The organism is Undibacterium sp. MH2W (assembly GCF_049340215.1).
In the GTDB taxonomy this organism is placed as follows: Bacteria; Pseudomonadota; Gammaproteobacteria; order Burkholderiales; family Burkholderiaceae_D; genus Undibacterium.
On record NZ_JBMPPA010000002.1, the window covers coordinates 649,620 to 663,516 of the forward strand.

Here is a 13,897-nt window from a genome sequence, read left to right on the forward strand (position 1 = left end):
CGTCACATGCGGAAATGCTCTCCTAGGTACACGCGTCTGACGGATTCATTTTCAATGATATCGTCGGGCTTACCGCTGGCCAATACGGCACCTTGGTTGATAATGTAGGCGTGGTCACAAATACCAAGAGTTTCACGCACGTTGTGATCGGTGATCAACACACCGATACCGCGTTCTTTCAAGAAGCGGACAATACGTTGAATCTCAATCACTGCAATCGGATCAACGCCTGCAAAGGGCTCGTCAAGCAACACAAACCGTGGATTCGTTGCCAATGCTCTTGCAATCTCAACGCGTCGCCGTTCACCACCTGATAACGAGAGCGCCTGGTTCTCGCGGATTTTTTCAATCTGCAAATCGGCCAGTAAGGCGTTGAGACGTGTATCGATGTCAGCCTTGGATAAATATTTATTATTTTTATCTTTTTGAATCTCTAACACGGCGCGGATATTTTCTTCCACGGTGAGTTTTCTAAAAACAGAGGCTTCTTGAGGCAGGTAGGACAAACCCAGTACTGCACGTTCATGAATCGCGAGACCGGAAGCGGGGATGCCATCGATTGTGATATTGCCACCATCAGAAGGGACTAAACCCACAATCATGTAAAAAGACGTGGTTTTACCTGCTCCGTTGGGGCCGAGTAGTCCAACGACTTCGCCACTCTTGACGGACAACGAGACGTCTCTCACTACTTGTCGCGCACCGTAGCGTTTTTTCAGACCTTTGACCACCAGCGTGCTGGTTGTTTCTGATGTATTGGTTGGCATCTTGGTTTTCTTGTATTTTTGTGTTTTGTCGTTATTTATCGGCTTTAGGTTGAATCGTCAGGCGAATTCTGCCGCTGCCAGAGACTGCCTTACCGCTGCTCGTATTTGAGCCCACAAAAACATCGTTTTTACTATCGTAAGACAAGTATTCGCCTTCTTGTTCGTCGGTGACCTTGGTACCTTCGAGGTAGCGAACTTTGGCAGCCGAGATAAATTTAATCAACTCAGTTTTCTCGTCATACTCTGCGTGCTCTGCCTCGCCCTCTACCCAGAGGTCTGAGCCACCGTCACGCTTTTGACGAAAGCTCACTTTACCACCTGCTTTGCTGAAGAGCTTCACATTTTGAAATTCATCGGGCGATTTTGTGGCAATAGCACGTTCTGCTCTAACGACGAGCGAGCCTTTGGTGATATGCACATCACCAAAGGCTGTTGTTACGTTTGTTTTTCCATCACTAGTGAGATGGTCGGCTTCGATTACCATTTCTTTTTTGCTGTCCGCTTTCTCAGCGTGGGCTGGTAATGCGGCTGAGGTCAAGAAGCCAACCAATAATAGTGAGTGAATCATCTGACGAGGAGAAAGGAGAGTCAGGCGCATGGTTTACTTTCTAAGGGGGTGTCTGTTCAGGTAAATGGTCAATCGCCACGTTTCTTCAAACGCGCATGGACTTTGCTAAGTAATTCCAGTTGCTGCGTCGCGATATTAGCAACCAGGCCAACGGCGCGTGCCTCGATACCTTGGGTGAATAAAGTGACTGGATGATCCGATGTGATTAAATCATCATCGGGCGTTAACATCAGATAATCGGTTTCTAAGCGCATAAAGTGGGAGTTTTCCCCATCAGGGCGCTCTACGGACACATTGTCGTACAGGCGAACGATATCGTGTTCACGTTGTGGAATCACGGTATTTGATTTTTGGTCAACGACGGCACGAGCAGCAATGATTGTTACAGGTGTGCGTTGCTCGGCAAAACTATTAATGTGCGGGTTCGTAATTTCGTATTGATCTGTCCGTGGCAAATGCACCAGCTTGTCACCCGTTAAATGATAATTGGCTTTGCTGCTATTAGAGAGTCGAATGAAATTGAACTGTTCAACGTAATAATCCGGTTCGAGGCGGATCGCCAATTTTTGCGCATCTTCCTCGCCTCGTTGGCGAAATGCACTTTCTACCCAAAAGCTGCCGAGCGCAACGAAACCCAAGATTGCAACAGCAATCCAGATTTGAGCGCGATCGATCGTGATTTGTGGTTTCATGCCAAGTAGTCGGATAAAGCAAGGGTGTATTTATTCTGCGCCCGCAGAATATAGTCACAAACTTCCCGCGCTGCGCCTTTGCCACCGAATGCGGTCGTGACATAGTCAACACGTGAGCGTACTTCAGCATGTCCATTAGGAACACTGACGGCAAATCCGACACGGGTCAAGACCGGCAGATCGATCACGTCGTCGCCAATAAAGCCGCATTGGTCGCTCGTCAGTTGCAACTCTTCTAACAACGCCAGAAATGCTTCTTTCTTATCATGAATCCCTTGGCGGACATGCGTGATGTCAAGATCTGCTGCACGTTTCGATACGATAGCAGATTGGCGAGCGCTGATAATGGCGGTCTCAATCCCCGCTTTTTGTAATAAGCGGATGCCTTGTCCATCAAGGACGTTAAACGTCTTCAATGCTTCGCCCTCTGGACCAAAATGCAGACTGCCGTCGGTCAAAATGCCGTCGACATCAAAAATCATCAGCTTGACGTTCGCTGCTTTTGCTATGGGGTCAGACATTAAATTACCTTTGCTCTGGTCAGATCATGAATATGCAACGCGCCAACGAGTTTGCCTGCATCGTCTGTCACCAGCAATTGATTGATGCGGTAGGTTTCCATCACTTCGACTGCTTCAACCGCTAACTGATCAGCGCGGATGGAACGTGGTGCGGTGTGCATCACGTCAGCGATACTAATTTGAGTGAAATCACAGACGCCTTCCATCATACGACGCAAATCGCCGTCCGTGAAAACGCCCAGAATATTATGTTCTGCATCGACGACCGCGGTCATCGCCATGCCTTTTTTGGTGATTTCCAGCAGTGCAGAGGTCAATTTTGTCTCGGGAGAGACACGTGGAATCGCATCACCCGCACGCATGACATCTTTCACGTAGGTCAAGAGCCGTCGACCCAATGCGCCACCGGGGTGAGAGCGGGCGAAATCTTCTTCGCGGAATCCTCGTGCATCGAGCACAGCAACGGCTAAAGCATCACCTAAGGCCAGCGTTACCGTGGTACTCGCTGTCGGTGCGAGATTGAGTGGGCACGCTTCTTTGTCGACCTGAAGGCTAAGATGGATGTCAGAAATTTTCCCAAGGCTAGAGGCCGGGTTACCCGTAAAGGCAATCAGTTTGACGCCAAGGCGCTTGATGATTGGTAAAATTGACATCAATTCTGCCGCTTCACCAGAATAGGAAATGGCAATAAAGACGTCTTGCGGCGTCACCATGCCGAGGTCGCCGTGGGCGGCTTCAGCGGGGTGAACAAAAAAGGAGGGCGTCCCTGTCGAAGCGAAGGTCGCGGCAATTTTACGGGCAATATGTCCTGATTTACCGATCCCAGAGACAACGACCCGACCTTTGCAGTTGAGTAGCAACTGGACAGCCTGCGAGAAATGGGCAGCATCAGTACCATTGAGGCGTGTCTGCAACGCCATCAAGGCATCTGCTTCAATTTGTATAGTTTGACTCGCCAATTGAACCGCGCGCAGGGCAGCGTTGTTCATGGCGTCATCAGAGGCAGCGTTTGCTTCTGGCAGGGAGGAGGCGTTCAAATCGTTCATCCCGACAGTATAAACGAAATCCTCAAAGCAAAAACTTTGCCAGATGTAACGAAGTTATGACGGAACGCAAAATTCCTACCCTGTTCATGTAAATTAAACAGCGGAAAACGACAGAAAATGGCACTAAATAGGCAATAATGCTTCTTATGAATGCTCTCGATACTACTCTCGCCTTATTAGCTGCCGCCGTCTTTGGGGTGGTCGCTTTTCGCATGTTGCAATTACCGCCGATCTTGGGTTATCTGACGGTGGGTATTCTTGTGGGTCCTTTCGGTTTCAATATGGCGGATGATGGGGCGGTGACCCATGAATTGGCCGAGTTTGGTGTTGTCTTTTTGATGTTTTCCATTGGTCTGGAGTTTTCGTTATCCAAATTGATGGCGATGCGCCGAGACGTATTTGGACTCGGACTGGCGCAGGTTGTGATCACGATTGTGGTGAGTTTGCTAGCTGGCTGGATGGCTGCTGTCTGGTTGCCGGGCTTCTTAACCATCGGCTGGGAGGGCGCATTTGCGCTGGGCGGAGCGTTAGCGATGTCGTCAACGGCGATTGTGTCGAAAATGTTGACTGAACGGCTCGAACTGGAGAGCTTGCACGGACGAAAGATCATTAGTGTTTTACTGTTTCAGGATTTGGCTGTCGTCCCTTTGTTGATTCTGGTGCCTGCATTGGCAACCCATGCGGGGAATATCGTTCAGACATTGTCGTGGGCGAGTGCCAAGGCGGTGCTTGTCTTGGTCATTTTATTGTTTGTTGGTCAAAAGGTGATGCGGAGCTGGTTCAACATCGTCGTGAAGCGCCGCTCGCAAGAACTCTTCATGCTGAACCTGCTTTTCATTACGTTGGGTGCAGCTTGGCTGACAGACAAAGCAGGTCTCTCGATGGCCTTAGGTGCTTTTGTTGCTGGAATGTTAATTTCGGAGACGGAATACCGGCATCAAGTGGAAGAGGACATCAAACCTTTTCGTGACGTCTTATTGGGACTGTTTTTTATTACGATCGGCATGATGCTCAATTTGGGTGTCGTCATCAGTAATAAATGGTTGGTGTTGCTGTTATTTGTGGGACCAATCTTACTCAAGTTGTTGCTCATTACTGGGCTCGCAAAGTTATTTGGGAATTCGACCAGTGTCTCATTGCGGACAGGGTTGGCGCTGGCGCAGGCGGGTGAGTTTGGATTTGTGTTGCTCAATCAGATTGGTGACCTTCACTTGATCGACGCTAATTTAATGCAAGTCATTTTGGCATCGATGGTGTTATCGATGTTGGCTTCGCCGTTTATTTTGGCAAAATCGGATGTGATTGTCATGAAGCTCTCATCGAATGAGTGGATGATGCAGTCGCTTGCCTTGACCCAGATCGCTGCAAGGACGATGACCGCGAAAAAGCACGTCATTATTGCTGGTTTTGGTCGGAGCGGACAAAGTTTGGCCCGCTTGTTAGCCGAGGAGAAAATTGCCTACCATGCCCTCGATCTTGACCCTGATCGCGTTCAAGAAGCGCAAATGGCAGGCGATCACGTTTCGTATGGGGACGCTGCTCGACGCGAAAGCTTGATGGCGGCGGGTGTTAATCGTGCCGCGGCTTTGGTGGTGACCTACACCAGCACCCCATCGGCATTAAAAATTTTACATCTCGTGGCAGAGTTAAATCCGAGTTTGCCGGTGATTGTTCGTAGTCACGATGATACCGACCTCGACAAGCTTAAAGCAGCGGGCGCAACAGAAGTGGTGCCAGAGTTAATGGAAGGGAGTCTAATGCTAGCCTCACACGCGTTGGTGTTGCTGGGCGTACCTTTGCGTCGTGTGGTGCATCGCGTTCAGGCAGCGCGGGATGCACGCTATGAATCCTTGCGTGGTTTCTTCCATGGTGTCAGTGATGCGACTGATAGCCCCGAAAATATGCAAATCCGTCTGCATACAGTGGTGTTAACTGCCAAATCGTACTCTGTGGGGAAGTCGTTGCCAGAATTGCGCCTGTCTGAACTTGCTGTTGATATTCAGGCAATACGACGCGGGAAAAATCGTGTCGCCCTCACTGATGACCTGATTTTGCAGGAGGCAGATGTGGTTGTATTACGCGGAACATCAGAAGCAGTCGCAAGAGCGGAGTCTCGCCTGTTAAAATAGCGGGTTATTTTTAAATTTGAAGGACATCTGGCGATGTTAAATCCATCCGACTACATTAAAGAACATATCCGCACGGTACCTAATTGGCCGCAAGAGGGTGTCATGTTCCGTGACATTACCCCGTTGTTGCAGAACCCCAAAGTATTCCGCGTTCTGATTGATATGTTTGTACATCGCTACATGGATGAAAAAATCGACGTGATCGCAGGTTTGGATGCACGTGGATTTATTATCGGTTCGGTCTTGGCGTATGAGCTGAATTTGGGTTTCGTACCTATTCGCAAGAAAGGCAAATTACCGTTTCATACCGTGTCTGAGCAATATGAACTCGAGTACGGTAGCGCAACGGTTGAGCTGCATTCTGATGCATGCAAGGCAGGCGATCGCGTTGTATTGATCGATGACTTGATTGCCACGGGTGGCACAATGATGGCAGGTAAAAAATTATTGGAGCGTTTAGGCGCGACCGTGGTGGAGGGTGCTGTGATTGTGGATCTGCCTGAATTAGGTGGATCGAAACTCATCAAGGACAGCGGCTTGCCGTTGTTCACGGTATGTAATTTCGAGGGGCATTAATCACCTCTGTGGGTGTCGATATTTTTTGGTGATTGATTTAAAAAAAGCAGACATGGCGTCGATACCATGTCTGTTTTTTTTATGAGGAGGGAGTAACGTCTGCTCACCGTTACCCCTTTTTCTCCTTTCGCTTCTTTCGCTTCTTTCGCTTATTTTGAGCTTATTGGCTTTTTATTTCGTCGGGAAAACGGTTGGATTGGCAGTGATATAGGCGTTGACTGCATCGATATTCAAGCTACCAAATCCTGTTGCCGCACTCCATCCAGATGCCGCTGCTTTCATACCAGGATATGTAGTGCTCCATCCTGTGTAATTCACTGCATCACCATCCACCGTTGCATTGGTCACTGGGAAAACTAAGCCTGGGTTAGCGGGAATGGCTTTGTACAAGGCGGAAGCTGGAAATCCGAGATTATTACCGTGCGCCGATTCGAGACGTGCCCAGAAGGCGGCAAACATAGGCGCTGCCATACTCGTACCACCGACAGCGGCATAGGCTGTTCCATTGGCCGCCTGATTGATATAGATGTTGGTGCCGCTTGCCTGAGCCGCATCAAAAACGATATCGGGTAAGCCGCGAGTGGTGTGACCGCTGCCAACAATGCTCGCAGTTTGCCATGCAGGTGCAGGTTCATAGGCGCTAAATCCGCCACCGGTTGCCCAAAGACGCACCGCCGATCCAACACCTGTTGAAGCAGTTCCTTCATTCCAAACCGCTTGACCGTTGTACGCACCGCTTGAGGTCGTAAACAACGCCGTACCACCGACAGCAATCACATAAGGTGAGCTAGCAGGTTCGCTGACATCATATGTTCTCTTCTGGGTTGTCGTTTTGGCGACGCCAGGGTTGCCCTGCGAATCAGTGTCGCAATTGTATGGTCCGGCGTCACCCGCTGCGACTGCAAATGTGATGCCTTGTGCGACGGCCTGCTTGAATACCGTATCGTCCGCCGCTTGCGATCCTGAAGATTTGGCATCGGCTTCACACTGTCCAAGAGAGACGTTCACAACGCGCGCGACGTTGGCCGTAACAGCCGCGTTATAGGCCGCGGTCAGTGCAGCATCTTCCATGGAATTTGCGGTGTAAAAAATCAGTTGTTTCAGACCACCCGCTGTGCCATAAATCACCTGGCTATCAAGTGCCCATTCCACTTCACCCGACTCATCGCTGGTATTTTCTGTACCGACATAAACGACGGTGGGTGTGATTTTTGGCAGACTAGGATTATTGCTCAGGAACGTCGCAAAGTCTTGCAAGGTGTAGGTCATGTTGCCTGCTGCGATGGTCCCGACAATGGCATTCGATGCTGCCGGAATTTTGACGGCCCCGTAAATGCCAGGATATTGCGTCGGCGTATGAGCAACCTCGGTTCCCGCTGGCGTTACTGTCGTCTTTTGTGCTTGATGCGCGCCGGTATTTGTTGGGTGATGAATCGATGCATTTTGTAATCCCAATACAGAGCCTACGATATGTTGTAGTGACGCTGGAACCTGTGCTGCAGATTCATTGGCATACACATTTCTGCCGTGATGTGTGAAACGTTTTAACTTCGTATTAAATGCTTGAGCAACAGCAGCGACCGTACCATCACCGCTAATTAATGTTCTATTGGGACTGATGGTGATGTTCTTAAAACCGGATGCGGAGAGGTGAGATACGACCGCATTGACCTGTGCTTGTGTCGGTCCGAATTGGGCTGCAAATTGTTCTGGTGTGAGGTACTTGTGATAGCTCGCGCTACCTGGTGTTTGCAGATCTTTTAAAAATTGGTCTAATTGATCTTGATTGCGTAACTGTAGACTGACGGTGATGCTTTTCAGTTCTCCTGGGGTCATTTCGCTTGCAATCTTGTCTGCGGTGACATCATTGCCGACATTGTCTTTTGTATTGATTTTACCGAGAAAAGCATCTGTTCTCGTTGCTACCCACGCCTCGCTGGCGATAGCTGCTCCGGTCAGGGTAGTGAGTACGAAAGCGGTCAAAGGAACTAACGCGAACTGCATATTGAATCTCATTGCTTACCTCCAAAAATAGGCTGATGAAAAATCCATTTTTTATTGCACTCTGCAAAGCTGATTTGCTTATGCAGAGACACAGGTTCGCAGTCAGAGTATCTCCCGTCTCTCAAATGCGACGCTGCATTCTTGGGGGCTGCACCGCAGAGTTGGTACAACCTTTCATTCATATTATTTGGTGCTAATCTTGAGTCGCTTGTCGCCACCTTGTGCAGTTCAGAGAACGTGGGTGGTATCGTTTTTTTGTTTTTTTATCATATGTTTTTTATCAAAGACCCGATAGCGGGAAATCATGAAACGGCAATGATGTTGTGCAGTGTATTGCTATCGTTCGGACGATTGATGTCGACAAGATTTTTTCGAATACGTTAATTTCTTGTGACAAAGTTTTCTTATTCAACGTGGTGATTCATTCGTAAGATTGTTAAATCGAATACGCGTGCTTTTTCGTTGGTTCAAAAAAAATTTTACAAAATGATTTATCTCAATCAGTTTTAGAGATTGCTCACTAAATATATTAAGGGCCTGTATTTTGTTCAAAATGTGTTGTTTTTTTGTTTTTAAATAATGACTTCGAACATCGCCAATCCTTGCAATTGCTTATTTTTTTCGAATTACCGATGCCTCGTTGGTTGGTAAAAGGTGTTGCGCCTGATCTAAAAGGCGGTTGCCCTGGGTATTGCTCAACACATGCAGAAATACAAAACCTGCGCTATACTTCAGGTCTTCCAAGGAGCGTTGCGACGAGAATGTACTTCTTGCCAGGCTTGGAACAAAAGGCGAAAGCCGGATAAATTGATTTCTTGTAATCAATACTGATGAAAAACACATCTTTTTCCGCTTTCCCTTGCCTCAACCGCGCTCACGTTACTTTTTTCTACTGAAAGGAGGGCGTGAGAACGCCACCACCATGACTACCACTACTCAACACGATTACCACGTTGCAGACATCAGCCTCGCAAGCTGGGGACGTAAAGAAATCGCTATTGCTGAAACAGAAATGCCAGGTTTGATGGCGATTCGCGAAGAGTTCGCTGCCAGCCAACCACTCAAAGGTGCACGCATTACTGGCTCCTTGCACATGACGATCCAAACAGCGGTGCTCATCGAGACGCTCAATGCATTGGGCGCTCAAGTACGTTGGGCTTCCTGCAACATTTATTCAACTCAAGATCACGCTGCTGCAGCCATCGCTGCAGGTGGTACGCCAGTTTTCGCATTCAAAGGTGAGAATCTGGACGAGTACTGGGAATTCACACATCGTATTTTTGAATGGACGGATGGTGGCTTTTCTAACATGATTCTTGACGACGGCGGCGATGCAACACTGTTGCTGCACCTCGGTACACGCGCAGAAAAAGATTTGTCCGTGTTGGACAATCCAGGTTCAGAAGAAGAAATTTGCTTGTTCAATGCAATCAAGTCTCATCTGAAAAATGAACCTGATTGGTACTCGAAGCGTCTGGCTGCTATCAAGGGCGTGACAGAAGAGACAACGACAGGCGTGCATCGTTTGTATCAAATGCACAAAGAAGGCAAATTGGCTTTCCCAGCGATCAACGTCAATGACTCCGTCACTAAGTCTAAATTCGATAACCTGTACGGTTGCCGTGAATCCTTGGTTGATGGCATTAAGCGCGCAACGGATGTCATGATCGCCGGTAAAATTGCTGTGATCGCTGGTTATGGTGATGTAGGTAAAGGTAGCGCGCAAGCAATGCGTGCTTTATCTGCCCAAGTATGGGTCACTGAAATCGATCCAATCTGCGCATTACAAGCAGCGATGGAAGGGTATCGCGTCGTCACAATGGATTACGCTGCAGAATTCGGCGATATTTTCGTGACAACGACAGGTAACTACCACGTCATTAGCCACGAGCATATGTTGAAGATGAAAAATCAGGCGATCGTTTGCAACATCGGTCACTTCGACAACGAAATCGACGTCGCTTCGCTGAAAAGATACACATGGGAAAACATCAAGCCACAAGTAGATCACGTGGTGTTCCCTGACGGTAAGCGTATTATTCTGTTGGCAGAAGGCCGCTTGGTTAACTTGGGTTGCGGTACAGGTCACCCATCCTATGTGATGAGTTCTTCTTTTGCGAACCAGACGATTGCACAAATCGAATTGTTCCTCAACAACGATAAATATCCAGTTGGTGTTTATACATTGCCAAAACATCTGGATGAAAAAGTCGCGCGTTTGCAATTGAAAACATTGAATGCGCAATTGAGTGAATTGACAGACGAACAAGCAGCGTACATTGGTGTATCAAAAGAAGGCCCATTCAAGCCTGAGCACTACCGCTACTAATTCTGCGGACAGACTCCTCGTTGCACTCATGTCACGAGGAGTTTTTTTTAATTCTTTTTCATGTCTGGATTGTTCATGCGATTGCTTGCAACTTGGTTAGTCAATGCATTAGCGTTACTCGCGATTCCGTATCTCATGCATTCGGTATCGATCGACAGTTTTGGTACGGCGCTGATTGTTGCAGTGGTGCTGGGTCTGGTGAATGCTGTGTTGAGACCTCTGCTTGTTTTGCTGACGCTACCTGCCACCTTGATGACAATGGGTTTATTTATTTTTGTGATCAATGGATTATTGTTCTGGGGCGTTGCATACATGGTCGATGGGTTTCATGTTGCTGGATTTTGGGCCGCTGTTGGTGGTGCACTGCTGTATAGCGTTATTTCATGGACACTCTCGACACTTCTCTTGCAAAAATCATGAAACCGCATAATTTCAGCATCGAATTTTTTCCGCCCAAGACGGATGAGGGCACCGAAAAACTACGCGTTACTCGTGCCAAATTGGCTGCACTCAATCCCAAGTATTTCTCAGTCACCTTTGGTGCCGGTGGGACGACTCAACAAGGAACGCTTGATACCGTCATTGAAATCCGTCGTGAAGGTTTTGATGCCGCCCCGCATCTGTCTTGCGTTGGTGGAACCCGCGAATCTATCCGTGCGATTCTGAACGAATACAAAGCCAATGATATTCGCCGCCTTGTTGCCTTACGTGGCGATTTACCGAGTGGTTACGGTATGGGAGGTGAGTTCCGTTTTGCAAATGAGTTAGTTGAGTTTATCCGCGCTGAAACGGGCGACTGGTTTCATATCGAAGTCGCTGCTTATCCTGAAATGCATCCGCAAGCACGATCTCCACAAGATGATCTGAATAACTTTGCCCGTAAAATAAAATCCGGTGCAAACGCTGCGATTACTCAGTATTTCTATAATGCTGATGCCTATTTCCGCTTTGTTGATGAAGCAACAAAGTTGGGTGTTACCGCACCCATCGTGGCTGGTGTGATGCCCATTACTAATAGCAGTCAGCTCCTGCGTTTCTCTGAAATGTGTGGCGCAGAAATCCCACGCTGGATTCGATTGAAACTCAATAGCTACGGTGACGACAGCGCGTCAATTAAAGCGTTTGGTCTTGATGTCGTGGCGAGTATGTGTGAACGTCTCTTACAAGGCGGCGCACCAGGATTACATTTCTATTCTCTCAACCAGGCGGCTGCCACAACAGCCATTTGGCAACGTTTGGTATAACATTTGTCAGACTGGTATGACTTAATTGGCATACCAGTCTCTGTTTCGATATCGTTTCGACACGTTCGTTCTGAAATTTTTTCTTCAAAGAAAATTATTCTTGTTTTTGTTGCGCCAAAACAAAATAAGCATAGAAGTCCCTCTGATTTTTTCCTAGTATAAATACAGGTCACTGAGTTATTTACTCACGATATTTTCATCTGTAGCGATTTCGCTATCTATTTGACTTTCATTCATTAACTTCTGATTTACATGTTTTTTTGATCTACGGAAATAGGCAGATCAAAGAGATTTATCCGGTCCCTGGTAGCCCATCATCAGGGTGTGATTGATGTGACAGTAGGTGTTCGCAAAGAGGTGTTTGCATTGTGCAGTTCACTTTGGAGGAATCGTAATGAAGTTCAATTTCTATTGTTGGATATCAGCATTGACCTTGTCTATGGTTTCGCTTTCAGCGCAAGCCGAATTGGTCATTATTGTGAATAAAGACAACCCCGCGACCAAGATGTATCTCGCACAAGTGGCGCAATTTTATCTCGGTGGTTCCTCTCTTTTTGCTCCTGTTGAGTTAGCAGAAAATTCACCAGCACGAAATGAGTTCTACAAAAAGGTGCTCGATAAAGATGCTGCACAGGTACAAGCTATTTGGTCGAAATTGCTATTCACAGGAAAAGCCAAAGCGCCCAAAGAATTCAAAACCGATGCCGAAGTGAAGAAATTTGTGAGTACCACCCCGAACGCTATGGGGTATATCGAGAAGTCATCCGTTGACGATACCGTTAAGGTCGTCGCCATTGTTCCATGAATGACATCGCTGATTTACCTTTGAGGAGAGATGCAATGAAGAAGTTATTACTCGCTTTAATGCTCGTGCCGGCGTTTGCTTCTGCGATTGATTTGGACGACGACGGAACATGGAAATTAACTGGTTTTTATAATCTGACTGGAGCAAAAGTGATGAGTGGCTCATCACAAGGCAGTTCTACGCCATGGACCTATCAGAAATACAATTGTCCTTGCACGATTCAAAACTGGGAATATACCGGTGTCTATGAGAAATCAAAGGGATGGGAATTTGATCAAGAATCGCTGGTTGGACTGCAGTTAAAAAAAGATTTCACGCCTAATTTTTCAGGTACCGTGCAGGTGGTATCGCGAGCACAAAATCCAAATCAAGGATCAAAGCCGACCGTTGACTGGGCCTATCTCACTTGGCAACCTTCTACAGATTCCAACTGGACGATACAGGCTGGGCGCTTCCGCATTCCTTTGTACTATTACAGTGATTATCTTTATATCGGCTATGCGTATCCATGGGTACGTCCCGCGCCGGATGTGTACGGATGGCCTGTCTATGCATACAACGGTGCCAATGTGAGTTATCGGACGCAAATCGGTAACTCTGACTGGGCAACGACTGCGACGGTATGGGCCGGCAGCTTTTCGCAAAACACAGATGCGTATTACACCAACCTCTACAACACCACGCCAACGAGCGACGCTTGGAAACGAATATTAGGTGGCTCGGTGTCGGTGAATAACGGTATCGTTGATGTTCGTGGCATGGTAATGCATCACTATGAGACGGCGATTATTAATGATCCGGTAAATGGTCCAACCTATGAGGTGAATAACGCTGGAACGACCATCATGGGGCTGTCGGCCAATATGGATTATAAGAGCTGGCTCATCAAAACAGAGATCGATCATTTTTCGCAAGTTGATCCAAGCCAGGGACTTAACAACGTCTATAAGTATGCATTGGTCGGCGTAGGCTATAACTACAAAGGTTTTACACCGATGTACACGTATTCTCGTTATCGGACAGTCGCCCAGCCGATAGAAGGACGCGATACACAAACATTTGTGCTACGTTGGGATGTCTATAAAAATACGACCCTCAAAATCCAGTATGACGTATCGAAAGACAAGTCAACGTATCCATTTAAATTTTTCGGTGATTCAAAACTTTTGTCGGTTGCATTGCAGGGCGTCTTTTAAGCATCAACGATTGTTTTTAT

Annotated in this window: 13 protein-coding genes and 1 riboswitch; of the genes, 7 read left to right on the forward strand and 6 right to left on the reverse strand. The window is 47.5% G+C overall.

Translation table 11 applies throughout. The annotated features are described in order from the left end of the window. Window positions 1-2 precede the first annotated feature (2 nt). Genes lptB through ACO0K2_RS07230 form a run of 5 tightly spaced genes read right to left on the reverse strand, consistent with a single transcriptional unit; the run spans window position 3 to window position 3,537 of the window. Window positions 3-767, reverse strand: a complete 765-nt coding sequence (gene lptB, locus ACO0K2_RS07210; RefSeq protein ID WP_423017191.1) for an LPS export ABC transporter ATP-binding protein — start codon at window positions 765-767, stop codon at window positions 3-5. A 31-nt stretch (window positions 768-798) separates the two neighbouring features. After that, a complete protein-coding gene (gene lptA, locus ACO0K2_RS07215; protein ID WP_423017193.1) occupies window positions 799-1,365 on the reverse strand; it encodes a lipopolysaccharide transport periplasmic protein LptA in 567 nt (188 codons plus the stop codon). A 38-nt stretch (window positions 1,366-1,403) separates the two neighbouring features. Continuing rightward, on the reverse strand, window positions 1,404-2,027 hold the full coding sequence (lptC, locus tag ACO0K2_RS07220) for an LPS export ABC transporter periplasmic protein LptC (protein WP_423017195.1): 624 nt from the start codon (window positions 2,025-2,027) through the stop codon (window positions 1,404-1,406). Then, window positions 2,024-2,548, reverse strand: a complete 525-nt coding sequence (locus ACO0K2_RS07225) for a KdsC family phosphatase (RefSeq protein ID WP_423017197.1) — start codon at window positions 2,546-2,548, stop codon at window positions 2,024-2,026. Before ACO0K2_RS07225 ends, lptC begins: the two co-directional genes overlap by 4 nt. Further along, window positions 2,548-3,537 carry a KpsF/GutQ family sugar-phosphate isomerase gene (locus ACO0K2_RS07230; RefSeq protein WP_423017480.1) on the reverse strand — a complete coding sequence of 330 codons (990 nt, stop codon included), beginning with the start codon at window positions 3,535-3,537 and terminating at the stop codon, window positions 2,548-2,550. Before ACO0K2_RS07230 ends, ACO0K2_RS07225 begins: the two co-directional genes overlap by 1 nt. 194 nt (window positions 3,538-3,731) lie before the next feature. On the opposite strand from ACO0K2_RS07230, the gene ACO0K2_RS07235 reads away from it, so the two are divergent. Beyond that, complete coding sequence (locus ACO0K2_RS07235; protein WP_423017199.1) at window positions 3,732-5,723, forward strand: cation:proton antiporter; 1,992 nt, start codon at window positions 3,732-3,734, stop codon at window positions 5,721-5,723. 33 nt (window positions 5,724-5,756) lie between these two features. Further along, the gene (locus tag ACO0K2_RS07240) at window positions 5,757-6,299 is read left to right on the forward strand and encodes an adenine phosphoribosyltransferase (protein ID WP_423017201.1); all 543 of its coding nucleotides are present in this window, start codon (window positions 5,757-5,759) and stop codon (window positions 6,297-6,299) included. 171 nt (window positions 6,300-6,470) lie between these two features. On the opposite strand, the gene ACO0K2_RS07245 is transcribed toward ACO0K2_RS07240, so the two are convergent. Continuing rightward, complete coding sequence (locus ACO0K2_RS07245) at window positions 6,471-8,315, reverse strand: S53 family peptidase (protein WP_423017203.1); 1,845 nt, start codon at window positions 8,313-8,315, stop codon at window positions 6,471-6,473. A 724-nt stretch (window positions 8,316-9,039) separates the two neighbouring features. After that, a riboswitch (S-adenosyl-L-homocysteine riboswitch) is annotated at window positions 9,040-9,186 on the forward strand. A 39-nt stretch (window positions 9,187-9,225) separates the two neighbouring features. On the opposite strand from ACO0K2_RS07245, the gene ahcY reads away from it, so the two are divergent. The 5 genes from ahcY (at window position 9,226) to ACO0K2_RS07270 (ending at window position 13,877) form a co-directional block, all read left to right on the forward strand. Next, a complete protein-coding gene (ahcY, locus tag ACO0K2_RS07250) occupies window positions 9,226-10,632 on the forward strand; it encodes an adenosylhomocysteinase (RefSeq protein ID WP_423017205.1) in 1,407 nt (468 codons plus the stop codon). Window positions 10,633-10,707: 75 nt separating this feature from the next. Further along, a complete protein-coding gene (locus ACO0K2_RS07255) occupies window positions 10,708-11,052 on the forward strand; it encodes a phage holin family protein (protein ID WP_423017207.1) in 345 nt (114 codons plus the stop codon). Next, complete coding sequence (metF, locus tag ACO0K2_RS07260) at window positions 11,049-11,876, forward strand: methylenetetrahydrofolate reductase [NAD(P)H] (RefSeq protein WP_423017209.1); 828 nt, start codon at window positions 11,049-11,051, stop codon at window positions 11,874-11,876. Before ACO0K2_RS07255 ends, metF begins: the two co-directional genes overlap by 4 nt. Window positions 11,877-12,270: 394 nt before the next feature. Then, a complete protein-coding gene (locus tag ACO0K2_RS07265) occupies window positions 12,271-12,681 on the forward strand; it encodes a hypothetical protein (protein WP_423017211.1) in 411 nt (136 codons plus the stop codon). A 35-nt stretch (window positions 12,682-12,716) separates the two neighbouring features. After that, on the forward strand, window positions 12,717-13,877 hold the full coding sequence (locus tag ACO0K2_RS07270) for a hypothetical protein (RefSeq protein ID WP_423017213.1): 1,161 nt from the start codon (window positions 12,717-12,719) through the stop codon (window positions 13,875-13,877). The last annotated feature ends 20 nt before the right edge of the window (window positions 13,878-13,897 follow it).